The organism is Pseudomonas sp. CCI1.1, assembly GCF_034348165.1.
GTDB classification, from domain to species: domain Bacteria; phylum Pseudomonadota; class Gammaproteobacteria; order Pseudomonadales; family Pseudomonadaceae; genus Aquipseudomonas; species Aquipseudomonas paracarnis.
Map to the genome: position 1 here is coordinate 4,145,985 of NZ_CP133780.1, position 23,306 is coordinate 4,169,290.

At 61.4% G+C, this 23,306-nt stretch carries 20 protein-coding genes; 12 read left to right on the plus strand and 8 right to left on the minus strand.

Going from position 1 to position 23,306, the window contains the following annotated elements:
- Window positions 1-78 precede the first annotated feature (78 nt).
- The 9 genes from betB (at window position 79) to yccS (ending at window position 13,928) form a co-directional block, all read left to right on the plus strand.
- Entirely contained in the window at window positions 79-1,551 is a 1,473-nt protein-coding gene (betB, locus tag RHM69_RS18795; protein ID WP_014720261.1) for a betaine-aldehyde dehydrogenase, read from the plus strand.
- A gap of 154 nt (window positions 1,552-1,705) precedes the next feature.
- A complete protein-coding gene (betA, locus tag RHM69_RS18800; RefSeq protein WP_014720262.1) occupies window positions 1,706-3,409 on the plus strand; it encodes a choline dehydrogenase in 1,704 nt (567 codons plus the stop codon).
- A 215-nt stretch (window positions 3,410-3,624) separates the two neighbouring features.
- Window positions 3,625-5,067, plus strand: a complete 1,443-nt coding sequence (locus RHM69_RS18805) for a TldD/PmbA family protein (protein ID WP_200600305.1) — start codon at window positions 3,625-3,627, stop codon at window positions 5,065-5,067.
- Window positions 5,067-6,383: a TldD/PmbA family protein gene (locus RHM69_RS18810; RefSeq protein WP_200600303.1), complete on the plus strand. Its 1,317-nt coding sequence runs from the start codon at window positions 5,067-5,069 to the stop codon at window positions 6,381-6,383. The genes RHM69_RS18805 and RHM69_RS18810 overlap by 1 nt, the downstream gene beginning before the upstream one ends.
- A 72-nt stretch (window positions 6,384-6,455) precedes the next feature.
- Window positions 6,456-7,346 carry an alpha/beta fold hydrolase gene (locus tag RHM69_RS18815; protein WP_014720265.1) on the plus strand — a complete coding sequence of 297 codons (891 nt, stop codon included), beginning with the start codon at window positions 6,456-6,458 and terminating at the stop codon, window positions 7,344-7,346.
- Window positions 7,347-7,382: 36 nt separating this feature from the next.
- Window positions 7,383-8,810 (plus strand): multidrug transporter subunit MdtD, encoded by a 1,428-nt coding sequence (gene mdtD, locus RHM69_RS18820; RefSeq protein ID WP_014720266.1) that lies wholly within the window; start codon window positions 7,383-7,385, stop codon window positions 8,808-8,810.
- A 130-nt stretch (window positions 8,811-8,940) separates the two neighbouring features.
- The gene (gene dbpA / locus RHM69_RS18825; protein WP_229999345.1) at window positions 8,941-10,278 is read left to right on the plus strand and encodes an ATP-dependent RNA helicase DbpA; all 1,338 of its coding nucleotides are present in this window, start codon (window positions 8,941-8,943) and stop codon (window positions 10,276-10,278) included.
- A 150-nt stretch (window positions 10,279-10,428) separates the two neighbouring features.
- A complete protein-coding gene (locus RHM69_RS18830; protein WP_200600301.1) occupies window positions 10,429-11,607 on the plus strand; it encodes an NAD(P)/FAD-dependent oxidoreductase in 1,179 nt (392 codons plus the stop codon).
- A 137-nt stretch (window positions 11,608-11,744) separates the two neighbouring features.
- A complete protein-coding gene (yccS, locus tag RHM69_RS18835; RefSeq protein WP_014720269.1) occupies window positions 11,745-13,928 on the plus strand; it encodes a YccS family putative transporter in 2,184 nt (727 codons plus the stop codon).
- A 106-nt stretch (window positions 13,929-14,034) separates the two neighbouring features.
- Here yccS and RHM69_RS18840 read toward each other — a convergent pair whose 3' ends face one another.
- Window positions 14,035-14,772 (minus strand): substrate-binding periplasmic protein, encoded by a 738-nt coding sequence (locus RHM69_RS18840; protein WP_014720270.1) that lies wholly within the window; start codon window positions 14,770-14,772, stop codon window positions 14,035-14,037.
- Window positions 14,773-14,969: 197 nt separating this feature from the next.
- On the opposite strand from RHM69_RS18840, the gene RHM69_RS18845 reads away from it, so the two are divergent.
- The gene (locus RHM69_RS18845) at window positions 14,970-15,422 is read left to right on the plus strand and encodes a GNAT family N-acetyltransferase (protein ID WP_014720271.1); all 453 of its coding nucleotides are present in this window, start codon (window positions 14,970-14,972) and stop codon (window positions 15,420-15,422) included.
- 98 nt (window positions 15,423-15,520) lie between these two features.
- Here RHM69_RS18845 and RHM69_RS18850 read toward each other — a convergent pair whose 3' ends face one another.
- The 3 genes from RHM69_RS18850 to RHM69_RS18860 are packed head-to-tail and all read right to left on the minus strand — an operon-like array spanning window position 15,521 to window position 18,483.
- Window positions 15,521-15,817, minus strand: a complete 297-nt coding sequence (locus RHM69_RS18850) for a winged helix-turn-helix domain-containing protein (RefSeq protein ID WP_014720272.1) — start codon at window positions 15,815-15,817, stop codon at window positions 15,521-15,523.
- Window positions 15,818-15,834: 17 nt separating this feature from the next.
- Window positions 15,835-16,335 carry a M48 family metallopeptidase gene (locus RHM69_RS18855; RefSeq protein ID WP_014720273.1) on the minus strand — a complete coding sequence of 167 codons (501 nt, stop codon included), beginning with the start codon at window positions 16,333-16,335 and terminating at the stop codon, window positions 15,835-15,837.
- A 42-nt stretch (window positions 16,336-16,377) separates the two neighbouring features.
- Window positions 16,378-18,483 carry a putative bifunctional diguanylate cyclase/phosphodiesterase gene (locus RHM69_RS18860; RefSeq protein ID WP_014720274.1) on the minus strand — a complete coding sequence of 702 codons (2,106 nt, stop codon included), beginning with the start codon at window positions 18,481-18,483 and terminating at the stop codon, window positions 16,378-16,380.
- 312 nt (window positions 18,484-18,795) lie between these two features.
- Here RHM69_RS18860 and RHM69_RS18865 point away from each other — a divergent pair, with 312 nt between their 5' ends.
- Window positions 18,796-19,461 (plus strand): polysaccharide lyase family 7 protein, encoded by a 666-nt coding sequence (locus RHM69_RS18865; protein WP_014720275.1) that lies wholly within the window; start codon window positions 18,796-18,798, stop codon window positions 19,459-19,461.
- A gap of 481 nt (window positions 19,462-19,942) precedes the next feature.
- On the plus strand, window positions 19,943-20,236 hold the full coding sequence (locus tag RHM69_RS18870) for a fructose-bisphosphate aldolase (RefSeq protein WP_200600299.1): 294 nt from the start codon (window positions 19,943-19,945) through the stop codon (window positions 20,234-20,236).
- A 59-nt stretch (window positions 20,237-20,295) separates the two neighbouring features.
- Here RHM69_RS18870 and fba read toward each other — a convergent pair whose 3' ends face one another.
- From fba to RHM69_RS18890, 4 genes are all read right to left on the minus strand, one after another.
- Window positions 20,296-21,360 (minus strand): class II fructose-bisphosphate aldolase, encoded by a 1,065-nt coding sequence (gene fba, locus RHM69_RS18875; RefSeq protein WP_003177554.1) that lies wholly within the window; start codon window positions 21,358-21,360, stop codon window positions 20,296-20,298.
- Between the two features lie 124 nt (window positions 21,361-21,484).
- Window positions 21,485-21,817 (minus strand): MliC family protein, encoded by a 333-nt coding sequence (locus RHM69_RS18880; RefSeq protein ID WP_014720277.1) that lies wholly within the window; start codon window positions 21,815-21,817, stop codon window positions 21,485-21,487.
- A 61-nt stretch (window positions 21,818-21,878) separates the two neighbouring features.
- Complete coding sequence (locus tag RHM69_RS18885) at window positions 21,879-22,106, minus strand: hypothetical protein (RefSeq protein WP_003194953.1); 228 nt, start codon at window positions 22,104-22,106, stop codon at window positions 21,879-21,881.
- A 31-nt stretch (window positions 22,107-22,137) separates the two neighbouring features.
- Window positions 22,138-23,301 carry a phosphoglycerate kinase gene (locus tag RHM69_RS18890; RefSeq protein WP_191949070.1) on the minus strand — a complete coding sequence of 388 codons (1,164 nt, stop codon included), beginning with the start codon at window positions 23,299-23,301 and terminating at the stop codon, window positions 22,138-22,140.
- Window positions 23,302-23,306 lie beyond the last annotated feature (5 nt).

A 23,306-nucleotide genomic window follows, 5' to 3' on the forward strand; every position in this document is an offset into this window, starting at 1 on the left:
GCCGCTCAGTGTTGCCACACCCCCATGGCCCACTGTTCGGCGGGTAACGCCAACCACTTATGCACTTGCGAGGACTTTATGGCCCGTTTCGACCTGCAAAAACTCTACATTGACGGCGGCTACAGCGACGCTGGCAGCGATGCCACCTTCGAAGCCATCAACCCGGCTAACGGTGAAGTTCTCGCCCAAGTGCAACGCGCCACCAAAGATGACGTTGAACGTGCCGTGGTCAGCGCTGAAAAAGGCCAGAAAATCTGGGCCGCCATGACCGCCATGGAGCGTTCGCGCATCCTGCGTCGTGCCGTGGACATCCTGCGCGAGCGCAACGATGAACTGGCTGCCCTGGAAACCCTGGACACCGGTAAAGCCTTCTCCGAAACCAAGTACGTCGACATCGTCACTGGCGCTGACGTGCTGGAATACTACGCCGGCCTGGTACCTGCCATCGAAGGTGAGCAGATCCCACTGCGCGATACCTCGTTTGTCTACACCCGCCGCGAGCCACTGGGCGTGGTTGCCGGTATTGGCGCGTGGAACTACCCGATCCAGATCGCCCTGTGGAAATCCGCACCGGCCCTGGCCGCCGGTAACGCGATGATCTTCAAGCCAAGCGAAGTCACCTCGCTGACCACTCTGAAACTGGCCGAGATCTACACCGAGGCTGGCGTTCCAGCGGGCGTGTTCAACGTACTGACCGGCAGCGGCCGTGAAGTCGGCACCTGGCTGACCGAGCACCCACGCATCGAAAAAGTCTCCTTCACCGGCGGCACCGACACCGGCAAGAAAGTCATGGCCAGCGCGTCGAGTTCCTCGCTCAAGGACGTGACCATGGAGCTGGGCGGCAAGTCCCCGCTGATCATTTTCGACGATGCCGACCTCGACCGCGCCGCCGACACCGCCATGATGGCCAACTTCTACAGCTCCGGTCAGGTCTGCACCAACGGCACCCGCGTGTTCGTGCCCAAGCACCTGCAAGCCGCGTTCGAAGCCAAGATCGTTGAGCGTGTGGCGCGTATTCGCATCGGCAACCCGGAAGACGAAAACACCAACTTCGGCCCGCTGGTCAGCTTCGCCCACATGGAAAGCGTGCTGGGCTACATCGCCAAAGGCAAAGAGCAAGGCGCCCGTCTGCTGTGCGGCGGCGACCGCCTGACCGAGGGTGACTTCGCCAAAGGCGCCTTCGTGGCTCCGACCGTGTTCACCGACTGCACCGATGACATGGTGATCGTGCGTGAAGAAATCTTCGGCCCGGTGATGAGCATCCTCACCTACGAAACCGAAGAAGAAGTGATCCGCCGCGCCAACGACACCGACTTCGGCCTGGCCGCTGGCCTGGTCACCAAGGACCTGAACCGCGCCCACCGCGTGATTCATCAACTGGAAGCCGGTATCTGCTGGATCAACGCCTGGGGCGAGTCCGACGCGAAGATGCCGGTTGGCGGCTACAAGCAGTCGGGCGTGGGCCGTGAGAACGGCATCAGCTCGCTGAACAACTTCACCCGCATCAAATCGGTACAGGTTGAATTGGGCGATTACGCCTCGGTGTTCTAACACCCGAGCCTTGTATTGCCCGTGAGGCCATCGCGGGCAAGCCCGGCTCCCACATTTGTTCTGTGTGAACCCGATCAAATGTGGGAGCTGGTTTGCCTGCGATCGAGTGCTAAGCACTCGCCAGACCTGACCACACTTCAAAGAGGGTACATTCATGTCCCAAGAATACGATTACATCATTGTGGGTGCCGGCTCTGCCGGTAACACCCTGGCGACCCGTCTGACCGAAGACGAAGGCGTCACCGTTTTGCTGCTGGAAGCCGGTGGCCCCGACTACCGCCTCGACTTCCGCACCCAGATGCCAGCCGCCCTGGCCTTCCCGCTGCAAGGCCGCCGCTACAACTGGGCCTACGAAACCGATCCAGAGCCACACATGGACGGCCGCCGGATGGAATGCGGGCGCGGCAAGGGCCTGGGTGGCTCTTCCCTGATCAACGGCATGTGCTACATCCGCGGCAACGCCATGGACTACGACAACTGGTCGAAGCTGCCGGGCCTGGAAGACTGGACCTACCTGGACTGCCTGCCGTATTTCCGCAAAGCCGAAACCCGCGACATCGGCCCCAACGATTGGCACGGTGGTGACGGCCCGGTCAGCGTGACCACGCCGAAAGCGGGCAACAACCCGCTGTTCCACGCCATGGTTGAAGCCGGCGTACAGGCCGGTTACCCACGTACCGAAGATTTGAACGGCTACCAGCAAGAAGGCTTCGGCCCGATGGACCGTACCGTCACGCCGAACGGCCGTCGCGCCAGCACCGCACGCGGTTACCTGGACACGGCTAAAAAGCGCTCGACCCTGACCATCGTCACCCATGCCCTCACCGACAAAGTACTGTTCGAAGGCAAGCGTGCAGTGGGCGTGCGTTACCTGATCGGCGCCGCCGAAGAGCGTGTTGAAGCCCGTGCGCGCAAAGAAGTGCTGGTGTGCAGCGGCGCAATCGCTTCGCCGCAACTGCTGCAACGCTCCGGTGTCGGCCCGGCCAAACTGCTGGAAAGCCTCGATATCCCGGTGGTCCACGACCTGCCGGGCGTGGGTGAAAACCTGCAGGACCACCTTGAGCTGTACCTGCAATACGCGTGCACCCAGCCAGTGTCGCTGTACCCGTCGCTGCTCTGGTACAACCAGCCGGCAATTGGTGCCGAATGGCTGTTCAACGGCACCGGCATCGGCGCCAGCAACCAGTTCGAAGCGGGCGGTTTCATTCGTACCCGCGAAGAGTTCGAGTGGCCGAACATCCAGTACCACTTCCTGCCGGTGGCGATTAACTACAACGGCAGCAACGGTGTGAAAGAGCACGGTTTCCAGGCGCACATGGGCTCCATGCGTTCGCCAAGCCGTGGCCGTATCCAGCTGAAGTCGAAGAACCCACGGGACTACCCGAGCATCCTCTTCAACTACATGGCCACCGAGCAGGACTGGCAGGAGTTCCGCGACGGCATCCGCCTGACCCGTGAAATCATGCAGCAGCCGGCACTGGACCCGTACCGTGGCCGCGAAATCAGCCCGGGTATCGAAGTGCAAACCGATGAGCAGTTGGACAAGTTCATCCGCGAGCACGCCGAGACCGCGTTCCACCCGTCCTGCTCGTGCAAGATGGGCACCGACGAGATGGCCGTAGTCGATGGCGAAGGCCGCGTACATGGTATGCAGGGCTTGCGGGTGGTCGATGCCTCGATCATGCCGATCATCACCACCGGCAACCTGAACGCGCCAACGATCATGATCGCCGAGAAAATCGCCGACAAGATCCGTGGCCGCAAGCCACTGCCGCGCAGCACTGCGGATTACTACGTGGCAGGCGATGCGCCGGTGCGTGGCAAGCCGTTGCGTGAAGTGGGGCCGTTGGCGCAGTAACTCCAGCACCGCGGCGCCTGCATCGCAGGCAAGCCAGCTCCCACAGTTGACCGAGTTCGCCTGAACAACTCGGTCAACTGTGGGAGCCGGGCTTGCCCGCGATGAGGCCCGACCAGACACCGCAAAATTACCCGCCGACACTTTCCTTGATCAGCTCCTCGCCCAGGCCTACTCTGTTCGCCTGCCCGCGCCGAGCCGCCCACAAGGAAGGCCCCATGTTCGAACACCACGCCACGCTCAAGAAACACTTCGGTGCCCTGCGCACCACCGCCGAATTTTTCTCCCTGCGCTACGTGCGCGAATCCGGCCAGTACCTGTCGGTACGCAAGAACATCGCCGAGCCGCCTCACCTGGGCCATGATGAAGGCGCCATGCTCACCGTGCGTCTCAACGGCGTGGAAGCCTACGCCGCGACCAACGATATTTCCCTTGCCGGTCTGCAGGCCGCCCTTGAGCGCGCTGAACAACAAGCCCGGCTTATCAAGCCCCACGCCCTGCTCGACCTGCACCAGCAACCGGTGTCCAGCGACGTCGCCGACTACCTGTCGCCCGACCTCGACCAGCCCTTCCCGTCCCTGAGCGACTGCTACCAATTGCTCGGCGATGAGTCCGCCGCCGTGCCCAAGGATGAGCGCCTGGTGAGCTGGGAAGTCAGCCTGGGGACCACGCGGGTTGAACAGATCTACCTCAACAGCGCCGGCGCCCAATTGCGTCAGGCCCAGCGCTTTGTCTTTCCGGGCCTGAGTGTGACCGCCTTCGACGGCAACGACAGCCAGACCCGTACCCTGGGCGGTACCAACTTCGGCCAGCAAGGCAGTGCCGGGGTGATCCAGCGTTTTGGCCTGGTGGGCGCCGCCCGCAAGGTGGCCGACGAAGCCCTGCAATTGCTGCTCGCACCGAATACGCCCCACGGCCCGCGTGACCTGCTGCTGATGCCCGACCAGATGATCCTGCAGATCCACGAGTCCATCGGCCATCCGCTGGAGCTGGATCGCATCCTCGGTGACGAGCGCAATTACGCCGGCACCAGTTTTGTGAAAGCCAGCGATTTCGGCCACCTGCAATATGGCTCGCCGCTGCTCAACGTCACCTTCGACCCGAACATCCCCGAACAGCTTGCCAGCTACGCTCATGACGACGACGGCACGCCTGCCAGCAAGCAATTTCTGATTCGCGAAGGCCTGCTGCTCAAGCCCTTGGGCGGGGCCTTATCGCAATTTCGCGCCAACCTGCCAGGCGTCGCCAACAGCCGCGCTTGCGGCTGGAACCGTGCACCCATCGACCGCATGGCCAACCTGAATATCGAGCCTGGGGATAAAAGCCTCGCGCAATTGGTGGGCGGCATTGAGAGCGGCATCCTGATGTCGACCAACCGCTCGTGGTCCATCGACGATGCGCGCAACAAGTTCCAGTTCGGCTGCGAGTGGGGCCAGTTGATCGAAAACGGCGAGCTCAAGGGCGTGGTGAAGAACCCCAACTACCGGGCGATTTCCGCGCAGTTCTGGCGCAAACTCAGCGCGGTGGGCGACGCCAGCACCTTCAAGGTCTTGGGCACGCCGAACTGCGGCAAGGGCGAACCCAACCAGGTGATCCGTGTCGGCCATGCGTCGCCGGCCTGTGTATTCAGCAATGTGGATGTATTTGGGGGCGATGCCTGATGAACCATTTCAAGGCACTGGTGGACTGGCTCAAGCAGGCGGTCACCGATCAAGAACACTTTCACCTCGGCTACGCGGATGAGGCGTCCGAGTTCGTGCGCTTCAACCACGCGCAGGTACGCCAGGCCGGGCAGGTACAGCAGGCCAGCCTGAACCTCAAGCTGATCAACGATGGGCGCCACGCCGACCTGGGCATCACCCTGTCGGGCGAGGCGCAGCTGGATCGCCAGCGCCTGGCCGACGGCCTGCAACAACTGCGCGAAACCTTGCCGCTGTTGCCGCCTGACCCGTACCTGCTGCTGAACCCCGACGCCTGGCACAACCATAACGAACAGCTGCGCCCGCTGCCGGAACTGGCACAAGTGCTGGACGATATCAGCCGGGCCGCCGATGGCGTGGACCTGGTTGGCTTCTACGCCGCCGGCCCGATCAGCCGCGGTTTCGCCAGCTCATCGGGGGCGTTCGGCTGGCACCGGGCTAACAGCTTCAATTTCGACTTCAGCCTGTTCCACGCCAATGGCGAAGCGGTAAAAGCCAGCTACGCCGGGCACACCTGGAACAGCGTCGAATTCGCCGCCCGTTTCCAACAGGCCCGTGAGCAACTGGCGTTTCTCGGTCGCCCGCTCCACACCCTGGCACCCGGCCAATACCGCGCCTACCTGGCGCCGGCAGCGCTGGAAGAAATCATCAGCATCATCACCTGGGGTGGTTTTTCGGCCCAGGCCATCGCGAGCAAAGGCAGTTCGTTGCAACGCCTGTACGCGGGTGATCAGTCACTGAGCCCGCTGGTGACGGTGGATGAGCAGATCAGCGGCTCCCTGAGCCAGGCGTTTTCCACTGAAGGCTACCCGCGCAAGGATGTCACCCTGATCAACGCAGGCAAGGCCGAGGGCCAGTTGATCAACTCTCGCAGCGCCGCCGAATACGGCTTGAGCACCAACGGCGCCAGCAGCGACGAGTCGCCCAGCGCCTTGCAAATGGCCGCAGGCAACCTGGCCCAGGCCGATATTCTCAAGCAGTTGGGCACAGGGCTGTATATCAGCAACCTCTGGTACCTGAACTACTCCGACCTGCCGGCAGCGCGCCTGACCGGCATGACGCGCTTTGCGACCTTCTGGGTGGAGAATGGCGAAATCAAGGCACCGGTCAGCACCATGCGCTTTGATGACAGTGTTTACAGCCTGCTTGGCTCACAGCTTGAAGCGTTGACCACTGATCGAGAACTGCTGCTGTCGCCCAGTACCTACAGCCAGCGTAATACTGCCTCCAATCTATTGCCGGGAGCCTTGATCAAGCGTTTGACCCTGACCTTATAAATCTTGCCACCCGCCCACGTGCCTGCACGTGATGCATGACCTTGCCTGGACTGGGCAAGCTGGAGTCTTGAGATGAACCATGGAAGTTTCGTCATAGAAAAACTGTTCAAGCAATACAACGTTCACGTGGAGCAACTGGGTAACGACCCACATAGAAAAACCGTACTGATGGTCAATGGCGCGTTATCCACCACGCGCTCCTTTGCCCGTACCAGCAAATGCCTGGCCGAGCACTTCAATGTGCTGCTGTTCGACTTGCCCTTCTCTGGCTTGTCACGCGAGCACAACACCGAACTCGACCTGGTCACCAAGGACGACGAGGTGCAAATCCTGCGTGCCTTGGTGGATCGCTTTGAGGTCAACCATCTAGTCTCGGCCTCCTGGGGCGGCATCTCCACGCTGTTGACCCTGGCGCATAACCCGCCCTCCATCGAAAGCTCGGTGGTGATGGCGCTGGCGCCCAACCTCAACCAGGCGATGCTGGAGTATGTCGAGCGTGTGCGTGTGCTGATCGAGGCCGATGACAAGTCGGCGGTCGGCCATCTGCTCAACGAAACGGTTGGCAAATACCTGTCGCCGCGCCTCAAGCGCAACAACCATCGGCACCTGTCGACCATGGCCACCACCGAGTACCGCCAGGCGCGCTTTCATATCCATCAAGTGTTGGCCTTGGGTGATGGCAATTACCTGCCGGCGCTCAAGCAGATTGAAACACCGGTGCACTTTCTCAACGGCGCACTGGACGAATACACGCCGGCTGACGAGGCCCAGCTGTTCAAACACTACGTAGGCCGCAGCAGCTTTGCGGTGGCCGAACACACCGGCCATCTGCTCGACCTGGAGTCCCGCGAATCCGCGCTGGCAGTGCATCGGGCGTTGCTGGATTTCCTGGTGGGCGAACATGTGACATTGTCAGCTATAGACGAACCGCCAGTGGGAAAAGGCGCGACGGATGGCGCATAATCGCCGACACATAGCCTGCTAATTAAAAGGGATCCCATGCCGAATCGTGCCCCTCTCGATGCCAAGACTGCCCGCTGGCTCCCCTGGGTGGTAGCGATTGCCTTCTTCATGCAGTCGCTGGACGGGACGATTCTCAACACCGCGCTGCCGGCCATGGCGCAGGACCTCGCGGAAAACCCGCTGCGCATGCAAGGGGTGGTGATCGCCTACATGCTCACCGTTGCCTTGCTGATTCCGGCGTCGGGCTGGATCGCTGACCGCTTTGGCACCAAGAAGATTTTCTTTGGCGCGATCATGCTGTTCAGCATCGGGTCGCTGCTGTGTGCGCTGTCCAGTAGCTTGAGCATGCTGGTGGGCGCACGGGTGATCCAGGGCCTGGGCGGTGCGCTGATGCTGCCGGTCGGGCGGCTGGTGGTACTGCGCGCTTATCCGCGCTCCGAGCTGGTGCGGATCATGGGCTTCATCACCATTCCCGGCCTGCTCGGCCCCTTGCTTGGCCCGACCATGGGCGGCTGGATGGTGCAATACCTGACCTGGCACTGGATCTTCCTGATCAACCTGCCGGTGGGCATGATCGGCTGCTACGCCGTGTGGAAATTCATCCCCGACCTGCGCGGCAGCGAGCGCACGCGCTTCGACGGCCTGGGCTTTCTGCTGTTCGGCGCGGCGATGGTGTTGATCACCATCGCCATGGAAGGCCTGGGCGAACTGCACCTGCCGCATCTGCGCGTGATATTGCTGCTGTTCGGCGGGTTCGCCTGCCTGGCGGCGTACTGGCTGCGCGCCGGGCATATCGATAACCCGCTGTTCTCGCCGGTGCTGTTCAAGACGCGCACCTTTGCCGTGGGGATCCTGGGCAATCTGTTTGCGCGCCTGGGCAGCGGCGCACTGCCCTTCCTGGTGCCGCTGCTGTTGCAAGTGGCGCTGGGCTATTCGCCGTCGGAAGCCGGGATGAGCATGTTGCCGCTGGCGGCGGCGGCGATGTTCGCCAAGTCCATCGCACGCCCGCTTATCGAGCGCCTCGGCTACCGCATCGTCCTGACCGGCAACACCCTGGCCCTGGGCCTGATGCTGGCGAGCATGGGCCTGGTCAGCGAACAAACGCCCTACCCGCTGCTGTTGGCCATGCTGGCGGTACTGGGGGCCATCAACTCCCTGCAATTTACCGCGATGAACACCGTCACCCTGATCGACCTCGACGACGCCCAGGCCAGCAGCGGCAACAGCTTGCTGTCGGTGGTGGCGCAGTTGTCCCTCAGCCTCGGCGTGGCCTGTGCCGGCGCGTTGCTTGGCGGGTTTACTGCCGAGGCCGGCAATGACGGTGTGGAAAGTGTCCTCGGCGCGTTCCAGCTGACCTTCCTCACCGTGGGCATCATGGCGATGCTGGCGGCGGCGATCTTCCTGCAACTGTCGCCTAAAGACGGCAAACGGGTGGTCAGCCGCGAGCACGATATCGAGCACTAACGGGCGTCTCGTCGAGAACTTGCGAGGAAAATCCCACGAGACTGGTACACTGCGCGACATTTTGTTTTGCAGAGCCAGTCCCGTGACTACCATCGCCACCGCTTTTAATACTTTGCCCCTGTCCGCCGCCATGCTGGCTAACCTCGACTCGCTGGGTTACGTCGAGATGACGCAGATCCAGGCGCAAAGCTTGCCGGTGATCCTCAAAGGGCTGGACCTCATTGCCCAGGCCAAGACCGGCAGCGGCAAGACTGCCGCCTTCGGCATCGGCTTGTTGAACCCGATCAACCCGCGCTACTTCGGTTGCCAGGCGCTGGTGATGTGCCCGACCCGTGAGCTGGCCGACCAGGTCGCCAAAGAAATCCGCCGCCTGGCCCGTGCCGAAGACAACATCAAGGTACTGACCCTGTGCGGCGGCGTGTCCCTCGGCCCGCAGATCGCCTCCCTGGAGCATGGCGCCCACGTTATCGTCGGCACCCCGGGACGCATCCAGCAGCACCTGCGTAAAGGTTCTCTGGTGCTGGACGGCTTGAACACCCTGATTCTCGACGAAGCCGACCGCATGCTCGACATGGGCTTCTACGACGCCATCGAAGACATCATCAGCAAGACCCCACCGCGCCGCCAGACCCTGCTGTTCTCGGCCACCTACCCGGTGAGCATCAAGCAACTGGCCTCCAAGTTCATGCGTGCGCCTCAGCAAGTGAAAGCCGAAGCGTTCCACTCCGACGACCAGATCGAACAACGCTTCTACGAGATCTCCCCGGAAGAGCGCATGGACGCCGTGACCAAGGTGCTGGCGCACTTCCGCCCGGCCTCCTGCGTGGCGTTCTGCTTTACCAAGCAGCAAGTGCAGGAAACCGTCGACCACCTGACGTCCAAGGGCATTTCCGCTGTTGGCCTGCATGGTGACCTGGAACAGCGCGACCGTGACCAGGTACTGGCGATGTTTGCCAACCGCAGCACCTCGGTGCTGGTGGCCACCGACGTCGCCGCTCGAGGCCTGGACATCGACGCCCTGGACATGGTGATCAACGTCGAACTGGCCCGCGACTCGGAAATTCACATCCACCGTGTAGGCCGTACCGGCCGTGCCGGTGAGACCGGCATCGCCATCAGCCTGGTGGCGCCGTCCGAAGCCCACCGCGCCCAGGCCATCGAGCAACTGCAGAAGTCGCCGCTGAACTGGGACCAACTGGACAACCTCAAGCCGCAAAGCGGTGGCCCGCTGTTGCCGCAGATGAGCACCCTGTGCATCGCTGCCGGGCGTAAGGACAAGGTTCGCCCAGGCGACATCCTCGGCGCATTGACCGGTGAAGCCGGCATTCCGGGTGCCCAGGTCGGCAAGATCGCTATCTTTGATTTCCAGGCCTTCGTGGCCGTGGAACGCGGCATCGCCAAGCAGGCGTTGCAGCGTTTGAATGACGGCAAGATCAAAGGCCGTTCGCTGCGCGTGCGCATTTTGTAATAACACCGAGTTCCCATTACAGGAACCGAATGAATGTGGGAGCTGGCTTGCCTGCGATAGCGACGGTGAATCCACTACCGCTATCGCAGGCAAGCCAGCTCCCACAGGGTTGATGGCATTTCAAATCAATAGTTTTGTGAGGACATGGCTGTGCGCTCGACCGAAGTTGTGATCATTGGCGCCGGCGCCGCAGGCTTGATGTGCGCGCTGACCGCCGCCGGGCGTGGGCGCAAGGTGATGTTGATCGACCACGCCAACAAGGCCGGCAAGAAAATCCTGATGTCCGGTGGCGGCCGCTGCAACTTCACCAACATGTACACCGAGCCGGCCAACTTCCTCTCGCACAACGCGCACTTCTGCAAATCGGCCCTGGCCCGTTATACACAGTGGGATTTTATCGGGCTGGTGGCCAAGCACGGCGTGCCGTACCACGAGAAGAAACTCGGCCAGCTGTTCTGCGACAACAAGTCCAGCGACATCCTCGGCATGCTGCTCGACGAGTGCATCCAGACCGGCGTGAGCCTACACCTGGACACCTCCATCGAGGCAATCGCCAAGCTCGAAAGCGGCTATCAACTGCAAACCACCCTGGGTGAACTGCGCTGTGAATCCCTGGTGATCGCCACAGGCGGTTTGTCGATCCCGACGCTGGGCGCCACCGGTTTCGGTTACCAAGTGGCCAGGCAATTCGGCCATGAACTGCTGCCAACCCGCGCCGGGCTCGTGCCGTTCACCATCACCGACCAGATCAAGGAGTTGTGCGGCGAGTTGTCCGGCACCTCGGTCGACTGCCTGGTGAGCTGCAACGGCCAGAGTTTTCGCGAGAACATCCTGTTCACCCATCGCGGCCTGAGCGGGCCGGCGATCTTGCAGATTTCCTCGTATTGGCACCCCGGCGACACGGTGGAAATCAACCTGCTGCCCGACCACGACGCCCATGCCTGGCTGCAACAGCAACAGGCCGAACACCCCAACAGCGAGTTGAAAACCCTGCTGGGCGAGATCTTCACCAAGAAGATGGCCAACCTGCTGGCCCAAAGCTGGTTCGAATCCAAGCCGATGAAGCAGTACACCCACGCTGAAATGGCCGATATCGCGCAAAAGCTGGGGAGCTGGCAACTGGTACCGGCCGGCACCGAGGGTTATCGCACTGCCGAGGTGACATTGGGCGGGGTGGATACGCGGGAGGTGTCGTCCAAGACCATGGAATCGCTGAAAAGCCCCGGTCTGTACTTTATCGGCGAAGTGCTGGATGTGACCGGCCACCTGGGCGGGTTCAATTTCCAGTGGGCCTGGGCCTCGGGTTACGCGGCCGCGCAATACGCCTGACCTTCATCTTGAAATGCAATCCCACAGGGGTTTTGCAGTGATCCTGAAAATTTTGCCGTCCGATGTGATCGCCACGCTTGCCGTGGCGTCATTACTGGCTCAATTTAGCGACAACGTCCCGGAAGACTCCAGACTTCATGTCATCGACCTCGTTCAAGCAGTCCATGCGGCGCCTGTGGGCGCTGGATAAATTCAGCTACAGCGTACGGGTGTTCATCGCCCTCACCGGCAGCATGGCATTGTGTTGGTACCAGGATGAAATGACGCTGCTGATCCCGCTGTTCCTGGGGATTATCGCCAGCGCCCTGGCCGAGACCGATGACAGCTGGCAAGGCCGCCTCAACGCGCTGGCGGTGACACTGGTGTGTTTCAGCATCGCCGCGCTGTCGGTAGAACTGCTGTTCCCCTACCCCTGGATATTTGCCGTCGCCCTGGCCGTGGCCAGTTTCGGCCTGACCATGCTCGGCGCACTGGGCGAACGCTATGGCGCGATTGCCTCGGCCACCTTGATTCTGTCGGTCTACACCATGATCGGCGTGGACCAGCGCGGCGGCGCCGTCACGGATTTCTGGCATGAGCCGCTGCTGCTGGTCGCCGGTGCCGCCTGGTACGGCGTGCTGTCCGTGCTGTGGCAGGCGCTGTTTTCAAACCAGCCGGTGCAGCAGAGCCTGGCGCGGTTGTTCCGCGAGCTGGGGCGTTACCTCAAGCTCAAGTCATCGTTGTTCGAACCGATCCGGCAGTTGGATGTGGAAGCGCGACGCCTGGAATTGGCCCAGCAAAATGGCCGAGTAGTGGCTGCACTGAATGCCGCGAAGGAAATCATCCTGCACCGCGTCGGCAATGGCCGACCGGGCTCGAAGGTCAGCCGCTACCTGAAACTGTACTTCCTGGCCCAGGACATCCACGAGCGCGCCAGTTCCTCCCACTACCCCTACAACGCCCTCACTGAAGCCTTCTTCCATAGCGATGTGCTGTTTCGCTGCCAGCGCTTGCTGCGCCAGCAAGGCAAGGCCTGCCAGACCCTGGCTGAGTCGATCCAACTGCGCCAACCGTTCATCTATGACGACAGCTTTGCCCAAGCCCTGGGCGACCTCAACGCGTCCCTGGAGCACCTGCGCATCCAGAGCAACCCGGCCTGGCGTGGCCTGCTGCGCTCCTTGCGCGCCCTGGCGGCCAACCTGTCCACCCTCGACCGCCTGCTGGGCGACGCCAGCAACCCCGATGCCCTGGCGGACGCCACCGACAGTAACCTGCTGGACCGCGCCCCGCGCAACCTCAAGGAAATGTGGACGCGCCTGCGCACCCAACTGACGCCCACCTCGCTGCTGTTTCGCCACGCCCTGCGCCTGTCCCTGGCGTTGACCGTCGGCTACGCCACCCTGCACGCCATTCACGCGTCTCAGGGTTACTGGATCATCCTCACCACCCTGTTCGTGTGCCAACCGAGCTACGGCGCCACCCGGCGCAAACTCGGCCAGCGGATCATCGGCACCGCCATCGGCCTCACCGTGGCCTGGGCGCTGTTTGATCTGTTCCCCAACCCAGTGGTGCAGTCGATGTTCGCTATCGCCGCAGGCCTGGTGTTCTTTATCAACCGCACCACCCGCTACACCCTGGCGACGGCGGCGATCACCCTGATGGTGCTGTTCTGCTTCAACCAGGTGGGCGATGGCTACGGGCTGTTCCTGCCGCGCCTGTTCGATACCTTGCTCGGCAGCCTGATCGCGGGCCTGGCGGTGTTCCTGTTCCTGCCGGACTGGCAAGGCCGACGCTTGAACAAAGTGCTGGCCAATACCCTGACCTGCAACAGCATCTACCTGCGCCAGATCATGCAGCAATACGCCGCCGGCAAGAGTGACGACCTGGCTTACCGCCTGGCCCGCCGCAACGCCCACAACGCCGATGCCGCGTTGTCCACCACCCTGGCGAATATGCTGATGGAGCCGGGGCACTTCCGTAAGGAAGCCGACGTGGGCTTCCGCTTCCTGGTGCTGTCTCACACCTTGCTCAGCTACTTATCCGGATTGGGTGCACACCGCGATACTCAGCTACCGACCGACGTACGCGAGCACTTGATCGAAGGCGCGGGCAACAGCCTGGCGGCGAGCATCGATGAGATCGCCACCGGCCTGGCCAATAAACAGCCGATTGCGATCCAGAGTGATGCCGAGGAAGGGTTGGCGGCCGAGCTGGAGCAAATGCCCGATGAGATCGATGAGGCGCAGCGGTTGGTGCAGACGCAGTTGGCGTTGATTTGCCGGCAGTTGGGGCCGTTGCGTACGTTGGCGGCGCATCTGATCAAGGAGACCGGCGCGGCTTAGACCGCTATCGCAGGCAAGCCAGCTCCCACATTTGACCGAGTTCCAATATAAGAAGGCGGGCAAAATGTGGGAGCCGGGCTGGCCCGGGATGAGGCCCGCAAGCACGCTACATCCCATGCGCCTTCATCAAGCGCGCATAACTGCCATCAGCCTTCATCCTGGCAATCTCCCGATCAAAGCTGGCAACGATTTGCGCATGCTCGGGGTTCTTCAAACTGACCAGAATATGCAGGCTGTTCTCGCTCAACGGCTTGCCCACAAACGCCACGGCATTGCGCACCCGCGGCGACTCCCGAGCCAGGTAATAGCGCGCTACGTATTCGTCTTCCAGCGTCAACCGCACACGCCGCGCCGCGAGCATGCGCACCGCCATGGCGAAGTTGTGCACCGGTACTTTCTGTAGCTGGGTGTCTTGATCGAACGCAGCCGAGTAAGCGTAACCGCGTACCACGGCGATGGTCTCGTCGTGCAGTCGGGCCAGGTTCTGATAAACGATGTCATCGTCGCTGCGCTTGAGAAAGCGCACACGGTTAAGCAGGTACTCAGCAGAAAATTGGCCAAACTGCGTGCGGGCCTCGTCGTACCAGGCGTTGATCAGCACATCGTAGCGCCCATCGCCCACGCCCTTGAGCGCACGAGCCCAAGGCACCTGTTCAAAATCACTCGCGTACCCCGCACGGGCCAGGGCCGTGCTGACGATATCCGTGGCCAAGCCGCCATTGATCAAGGTGGCATCGGTGAATGGCGGCCAGCCATCCGCCACCAGACGCAGACGCTGTGCCAGCACTGGTTGGGCCAGTAGCAGCACTGCGATCAAAGCAACGGCACGAGTCAATCGCGGCATGCTCAAAGTCCTTGGCGGGCAGGCGGTGGCCTGATAACAGTAGCTCATCAATAAGCTTGCATTGCAGATTACACAAAGAAGCCAACGGCGCACGCACTGAATGATGGCAAATTGACGCCATTCACACATTTGTCAAATTTAGACAGCGGCGCCCGTCACGCTTACTATCCAGGCACGTCTTTATAAGAGCACACATCATGACGGTTGATTGGGTTTGCAAACATCACGACGACTTGGGCAAGGACCAGCTGTATGCCGTCCTGCGCTTGCGCAGCGAGGTATTCGTCGTCGAGCAGAAATGCGCGTATCAGGACATCGACGGGCAGGACCTGGCGGGGGACACCCACCACCTGATGGCCTGGAATGATAACGAGCTGGTGGCTTACCTGCGGCTGCTGGACCCGGAGACCCAGGGCGGCGATGTGGTGATTGGCCGCGTAATCGTTTCGCCAGCGGCACGGGGCACCGGGCTGGGGCATCAAATGCTGGAAGAGGCGCTTGAGCGTATTGAGGATATCTGGCCGCAAACGCCGATTTTTCTCTCGGCCCAGGCGCACTTGCAGGGGTATTACGGGCGGTATGGGTTTGTGGTGGCGGGTGAGGAATATCTGGAGGACGATATTCCACATATTGGTATGCGGCGCCTCTGAGGGCGCCATCGCAGGCAAGCCAGCTCCCACATTGGAACGCATTCAACTGTGGGAGCCGGGCTTGCCCGCGATAGCGTCAGTCCTGCCAAAGCCGACCTTCAGGGATAGCCCAACACCTGCTTGATCGACGCCAGATTAGCCTCGATCCACCCCCGATCAATCGCCCCCCAATCCCGAATCCGATAGCGCCCGGCATGGTGACGCGCACCGTCCTCCTGCTCGAACTCACACACAATATCCAGGTCGGCCAACGCCGCAATGGTGTCTTGGGCGGTACGCCGAGGCATGCCGGTGGCCTCGGTCAGCGCCGGGACGCTGCTGGCCAGTTGGCTGTCGATCAAGTACGCCACGTACAGGCGGCGGTAGAAGCTGCTTTTGGTCTTGCTCACATCCATGGTCAGTCGCCTTGGGGTTAGGGCTTGCCCTGCAAATCGCGCCAGGTGAGGTACACACGCAGGTCAAATTCCACCTGATGGTAGCCCGGCATCATGTATTGGCAGAGTTTATAGAACGCCTTGTTGTGGTCCGACTCCTTGAAGTGAGCCAACTCGTGTACCACGATCATGCGCAGAAACTCCGGGGCCGCCTCCTTGAACAGCGACGCGATGCGAATCTCTTTCTTGGATTTGAGATTACCGCCCTGCACCCGGGAAATCGTGGTGTGCAAACCCAAGGCACGATGGGTCAGGTCCAGGCGGTTGTCGAACAGCACCTTGTCGATAGACGGCGCGTTACGCAGGTGCTCCTGCTTCAAGGCCAGGGCATAGGCGTACAGGGCCTTGTCGCTCTGCACCCCATGGCGTTCGGGGTAGCGCTGTTCCAGGTAAGCCCCCAACTGGTCCTTGGCGATCAGTTGGCGCACTTGCTCCTGGAGCGCGGCGGGATAGGCCTGGAGGTATTTCAACGCGGTCATGGGCTCTGCAACGCAATTGGGACGGGCGCCAGTGTAGCGAATTCAAAGCGCGCGAGGGTAAGACCAGCCGGCAACGTCTTCGGCCATCAACGGCAGCGCCGCCCACGGCCCCTGGATATACGCGCAGCCATTGGCCTTTAGCCACTGTGTTTGCTCAAGGGTCTCCACGCCTTCGGCGATCACCAGCACACCAAAATGCTCACACAGTTGGATGATGCTGCGCGCCATCGCCCCATCCCGCGCCGAGCCAGGCAGGCGCGCCACTAATTGAGGGTCAAGCTTGAGGGTATCGAATGCCAGGTCGCGCAAATGGGCCAGGGAGCACTGGCCGCAGCCAAAGTCGTCCAGGGCAATCCGCACCCCGATCCGGCGCAGTAACTGGAGTTGCTTGGTAGACTCGGCAAGATTACTCATCAAGCAGTCCTCGCCGATTTCCACCTCCAGTTGCCGCCCCTCTAACCCATGCCGTTCCAGCATCTGCTGCAGTTGGTTGGCCAGGTTGGGCATGTTGAACTGGCTGCTGCTCAGGCTCACGCTCAACACCAGTTCGGGGTCGAAGGTGGCTTGCCAGGCCTGGCGCTGGGCAGCGACTTGCTGGTAGATCCAGGCACTCAACTGGTTGATCAACCGCGCCTCTTCCAGCAGCGGCAAGAACAGGCCCGGCGGCACATCGCCGACGCTGGGATGCTGCCAACGCAACAGCGCTTCGACGCCGCGCAAACGCCCGTCTTCCAGGCAAACCTGAGGCTGGTACACCAAGGTGAAGTCCTTGTTGGCAATGGCGGTACGCACACTGTCTTCCAGCATCAACCGCGAGCGGGCGCGGCCGTTCATTTCCTGGTCGTAGTAACGATACTGCTGACGGCCAGCGCGCTTGGCTTCGTACATGGCAATATCCGCCGCCCGCAGCAGGCCGCTCAAGTCCGAGCCGCAATCCGGGAAGGTCGCGATGCCGATACTGACCCCAAGCATCACCTCCAGCCCATCGACCTGCTGGCACACAGAAACCCGCTCGATGAGCTTTTCCGCGATCTTCGCCGCCTGTTCGGGAAACTCCAGCTCCAGCAACGCGGTGAACTCATCCCCGCCCATGCGCCCCAGAATGTCGTAGGAACGCAGGCACGCCTGCATTTGCTCCGAAACCCAACGCAGCACGCGATCCCCGGCGTCATGGCCCAACGTATCGTTGACCCGCTTGAAGCCATCCAGGTCCAGGTACAGCAATACCAGCGCCTGCTCGCTCCGTTCGCTGCGCAGCAACGTATTCTCCATCGCCTGATGGAAACCGCGCCGGTTCAGCAGCCCGGTCAACGGGTCGGTCACGGCCTGGAACTCCAGTTGCTGGTGCAGATGCCGTACTTCGGACATGTCCAGCACCGTCACCACCATCGCCTTCTGCTCCACAGGCAAGGGCGCGCAGGACAACGCTACCGGCACCTGCTGGCCCCGACCGGTGCGCAAAATGGCGTCGTGTTGGCGCCACGTCTCGCCCCGGCGATACGCCTCGTACATGGGGAAGCCCAACCAGGCTGGCACATGGGGCTTTTGCAGGAAACTGAGGAAACTCTCGCCCTGCAACTCAGCCATCGTCGCATTCAACAGCCGGGAAATGGCCGGGTTGGCGTACTCGATCACACTGTTTTCGCTCACCACTAAAATGCCCTCGGCGGCGTTATCCAGCACGGAGGCATTAAAAGCGCGGGCCAACTCCAGGTCATGGCTCAGGCGCTGCAAGGCACGGCGATTGCGCTGGTGCTCGAGCAACGCCTGCACCTTGGGCTTGAGGATGTGCGGGTCAAAGGGCTTGAACAGATAGTCGATCGCCCCACTGGCGTAGCCTTCAAGCACCGCGTCGGGCGAATGGGCGGTGGCGGTCAGAAAGATAATCGGCGTCATGCGCGTGCGCTGGCTGCCCCGCATCAGGCGCGCGACCTCAAAGCCGTCCATGCCCGGCATGCGCACGTCCAGCAGCACCAAGTCGACGTCATGGGCCAGCAGTAACTCCAAGGCTTCCAGGCCAGACGCAGCAGTGATCACCCGCCAGTCGTCACGCTGCAACAGCGCACGCATGCTGACGAGGTTTTCCGGGTAGTCATCGACCACCAACAGAACCGAAATTGCATCGTCGTGTTGCGGAGCGCCATCCATGCTACGTCTCTTCCTTAGGGAGCTGCACCGGTCACTTTTGCTACCAAGGCCGGATAAACACTGAGGGCTCACTCTAGCCGCGCGGCCAAAAAAGCAGAAGTGACGTGGGTGCCCTCATTGTGCCAAAGACCAGGAAGCCGACTAACGGTAAGGCCCTGTAGCCCGCGGTTCACGGGCAACATGGCTTTTTGGCATTCCTCTGACGCCAATAAATTGCCAGCAATTGTTTAACAATCTCACCCGCACCGCCTATAAAGAACCTGGAAGGCCCTTTGGGCCAATGCCTACACCCTCTGTAAAAAGGCCAACACCATGATCGACCTTTCCACCTGGAACCTGAGCATCCCGGTCGGCTCCCCACCCACGACCATTGAAACGCCAAGGCTGATGAGCGGCTTCAACGATCAATACTTCCAGGCCGAAGGCAGCGATGTGCAGTTCTGGACGCCTGTGACGGGCTCGCGCACCGAAAACGCCATCTACCCACGCAGCGAATTGCGTGAAACCTACGCCGACGGCCGCCTGCGTAACTGGACCTACCCCGAAGCCGACAACTTCCTGCGCGCAACCCTCACCGTCAACCAAGTGCCCTCCTCCGGCAAGATCGTGATCGGCCAGATCCACGCCTACGACAGCCAGAAACCGTTGATCAAGCTGGAGTACCAATTCAAGGAGAAAACCCAGACCGGCAACATCGTCGCCAAAGTGCGCATGCGCCCGGACGAAGCCGAAAGCCAGGTGATCATCGTCGCCTCCAATGTGCCACTGCAGAAGAGCTTCACCTACGTGATCAACCTCAACAAAGCCGGGCTGCTGAGCGTGTATGCCGCCGACAGTGAGTGGAATGAACGCATAGGCGCGGCCTGGGGTGACAAGCCGTTGTACTTCAAGGCGGGGGTGTATGTGCAGGACAATTCGGGCGACACCAATGAGGGCGCGCGGGTGACGTTTGCGAAGTTGGATATTGATCATGAGTGAATCGTCCCGTGAGACACAGGATTTTTCCCAGATAAATCCAAAGCTTTAAACACACCGCCGCCCCCGTGGGAGCCGGGCTTGCCCGCGATGGCGGCACATCAGCCACTATCGTAGGCGCCTGACACACCGCCATCGCGGGCAAGCCCGGCTCCCACATTGACCGTGCATCGGCTTCAAGGTCCGGTGTGAGTCCTACAGCACCGTTGCGGCCAGCCACATCGCCGCTTATAGTTCGCCCCGTCGCTGGCATTGATCGGCGATAGGGTTTCGCAGCCCTAACGATACGTGTGTAACCAAGCATCATGAATACAACGATGAGCGCTTCGGCGCCCGTCGTCTGTTTTATGGTGGCTGTGTGTGGGAGACCTTCGGGTCTGCCGGGTTCCTCGTATCCTCGGTCTGCGAACCTGCACACAGCTACCACCCACTTCGTTTCGCAGCGAATGGCGGTAGTCCTTTTCAGATACGAGGAATATTTGCCATGACCCAACAACTGCCACCCCGCCGCTTCAGCCCCTGCACCGAAACCGCCACCGACTACCCCGTGCTGCTGATCGACAGCGAAGCCCCACTGCTCGACCTCCACGCCTGCCTGCGCGAACGCCTCAACGCCGCTCTGGAACACCTCAACCTGATGGCTTGCTCCAGCCTGCCGGATTTTGCCGAGCGCGACCTGAACAACGTGGCCAATGCCGCACGCATTCTGGTGCAGGATGTAAGTGATGTGTTCCGAGTCATTGAACACCGTGGTTTCGGCGCATCATCTGCAAGTTGATTAAATGGTGTCCATAAAAAAGCCCGCATCGCTGCGGGCTTTTTATTAACACTTGAGGCTCAGTTCACCTTAGCGTTCAACTCACCTTTCAAATACCGCTGGTACATTGCTTCCAACGAGATCGGCTTGATCTTCGAAGCATTACCCGCCGTACCAAACGCTTCATAACGTGCAATACACACATCACGCATCGCCGTCACAGTGGCGCCGAAGAATTTACGCGGGTCGAACTCGCTCGGGTTGGTGGCCATCAGGCGACGCATCGCACCGGTGGAGGCCAGGCGCAGGTCGGTGTCGATGTTGACCTTGCGCACGCCGTACTTGATGCCTTCGACGATTTCTTCAACCGGTACGCCGTAGGTTTCTTTGATGTCGCCGCCGTACTGGTTGATGATCGCCAGCCACTCTTGCGGTACCGAGGAAGAACCGTGCATCACCAGGTGGGTATTAGGGATGCGCTTGTGGATTTCCTTGATGCGGTCGATGGCCAGCACGTCGCCGGTAGGCGGCTTGGTGAACTTGTAGGCGCCGTGGCTGGTGCCGATGGCGATGGCGAGGGCGTCGACCTGGGTCTTCTTGACGAAGTCGGCCGCTTCTTCCGGGTCGGTCAGCATCTGGCTGTGATCCAGCACGCCTTCGGCGCCGATGCCGTCTTCTTCGCCGGCCATGCCGGTTTCAAGCGAACCCAGGCAGCCTAGCTCGCCTTCAACCGAAACGCCGCAGGCGTGGGCCATGGCCACGGTTTGTTGGGTCACGCGTACGTTGTACTCGTAGTCGGTTGGGGTCTTGCCGTCCTCACCGAGGGAGCCGTCCATCATCACCGAGCTGAAGCCCAGTTGGATCGAGCGCTGGCACACGTCAGGGCTGGTGCCGTGGTCCTGGTGCATGCACACCGGGATGTGCGGGAATTCTTCGATGGCAGCGAGGATCAGGTGACGCAGGAACGGGGCGCCAGCGTATTTGCGCGCACCGGCCGAAGCCTGGACGATCACTGGGGAGTCGGTCTTGTCAGCGGCTTCCATGATGGCGCGCATCTGCTCAAGGTTGTTGACGTTAAAGGCTGGGACGCCGTAGCCGAACTCGGCTGCGTGGTCCAGCATTTGACGCATGCTGATAAGTGCCATTGTGTTGTCTCTCCCGGTCGAGGGTCGTTAATCGTGCAAGCCTGCCGTAGCGGCGGCTGCTATTCAAGTTATTGCAGATCAAGGGGTTGAGCCTTGTGCTGCTGAATCGTTATTGCTGTTGGGTTCAGTTGGCTTTGCAGCCGCGCCCAATCAAATCATCCGTCGCCACCCAGTACACCAGGCCTTCCTCACCTTTGGTGTGAAACGCCAACTGGCCGTCGCTGTACAGCACGCCGGAGGCGGCTACCTCTTGCTTGAGACGGTAAACCTGGTCCGAACCGCCGAGGCGTACATCCACTTCGGAACGGGCCTGGTTGGCAAAGCGCCAGTTGACCTCGGCCTTGCTGTCGCAGGTCCAGGTGGTCCATTTGTCGGCTGGCTCTGCCTTGTTGAACAGGTTCATGCTGCTGCAGCCGGCCAACAGGGCCAGAGCTGCCAGGGCGAAAACGCCTTTCATTGCCAATCCTCGCAGGGAGGCCTATGGGCCGCCGTTGCTGTCGGTTAGTGGATCAGACCCGTCATGGGCAACCCTGTTCCTGACCGTTGGGCGCGGAGTCGTATTTCTCCAGCCGTTCGTTGCCGATGCGCTTGTTGATCACCGGCATGGTCTCGGCTTGCCAGTCAGCCTGGTAACAGCTTTTTCTCAACGGTGCCTTGGCATTATCCGCCTCGGGCGCCGCGCTGGGTGTGCTGCCGCAGCCGGCCAACAGGCCCGCTGCGATCACCAGTGCCAACGACTTGATCATGGGAACGCTCCTTTTCCTGATCACGCGAGCCTTAACCTTTGGCTCGGGTTTCCAGCACTTCCACGGCTGGCAACACCTTGCCCTCGACGAACTCGAGGAAAGCGCCACCACCGGTAGAAATGTAGGAGATCTGATCAGCCACACCATATTTATCGATTGCCGCCAGGGTATCGCCACCGCCAGCGATGGAGAACGCCGAGCTTTCAGCGATCGCTTTAGCCAGCACTTTGGTGCCGTTGCCGAATTGGTCGAACTCGAATACGCCCACCGGGCCATTCCACAGGATAGTCTGGGATGCCTTGAGCAGCTCGGCGAAGTTGGCTGCCGTTTGCGGGCCGATGTCCAGGATCATGTCGTCGTCGGCCACGTCAGCGATGAGCTTGACGGTCGCCGCGGCGCTTTCCGCGAATTCCTTCGCAACCACCACGTCCACCGGCAACGGCACGCTGACCTTGAAAGCGATGGCGCGGGCGGTGTCGAGCAGGTCTGGCTCGTACAGGGACTTGCCCACCGGGTGGCCGGCAGCAGCCAGGAAGGTGTTGGCAATGCCGCCGCCGACGATCAGTTGGTTGCAGATCTGGCTCAGGCTGTTGAGCACGTCCAGCTTGGTGGACACCTTGGAGCCGGCAACAATGGCCGCCATCGGTTGGGCCGGAGCGCCCAGGGCCTTGCCCAGCGCATCCAGCTCGGCAGCCAACAACGGGCCCGCCGCGGCGACCTTGGCGAACTTGGCCACGCCTTGGGTCGAACCTTCGGCGCGGTGGGCGGTGCCGAACGCGTCCATCACAAACACGTCGCACAGGGCGGCGTATTGCTGGGCCAGTTCGTCGCTGTTCTTTTTCTCGCCCTTGTTGAAGCGCACGTTTTCGAACAGCACGATATCGCCGGCTTTCACGTCCACGCCGCCCAGGTAGTCTGCGACCAATGGCACGTCACGGCCCAGGGCCTTGCTCAGGTACTCGGCGACCGGCTTGAGGCTGTTTTCGGCAGAGAACTCACCTTCGGTCGGGCGACCCAGGTGGGAGCAGACCATCACGGCCGCGCCTTTTTCCAGGGCCAGCTTGATGGTCGGCAGCGAGGCCAGGATTCGCGCATCGCTGGTGACAACACCGTCCTTGACGGGGACGTTGAGGTCTTCGCGGATCAGTACGCGCTTACCTTGCAGATCGAGGTCGGTCATCTTCAACACGGTCATGGGTC